1 pseudogene is annotated in these 305 nt (G+C 75.4%); it reads right to left on the reverse strand.

Features of this window, described 5'->3' with window-relative positions:
• Positions 1 to 305 (reverse strand): annotated as a pseudogene (locus FVA95_RS31245) (cell division protein FtsK); the annotation flags it as partial.

Genomic DNA, 305 nt, shown 5'->3' on the forward strand with positions numbered 1-305 from the left:
GTGCCGCCGGTCTTGTAGGGCTTGGCCCCGTCGGGCAGCTCGCGCGCGAGGCGCTCGAAGGTCCAGGACCCGTAGTGGGCGCGGTCCAGCGCGGCCAGCAACGCCAGGGCCTCCTGGGTGCGCATCCGCTTGGCCCCCGCGGCGGCGAGGACGTGGGCCAGGTCGTCGAGCAGGTCCCGCCCCGCGACCGGCTCCGGGGTCCGCGCACCGTTGGTGGTGAGCCCGGCATCGGCGCGGATCCCGAGGGCTCGTTCGACGACGGGGGTGACGTCGTCGACGCCGTTGCCGCGGGCGACGTAGAAGCA

The sequence above is a fragment of the Pseudonocardia sp. EV170527-09 genome (assembly GCF_008369905.1).
Taxonomy (GTDB): Bacteria; Actinomycetota; Actinomycetes; order Mycobacteriales; family Pseudonocardiaceae; genus Pseudonocardia.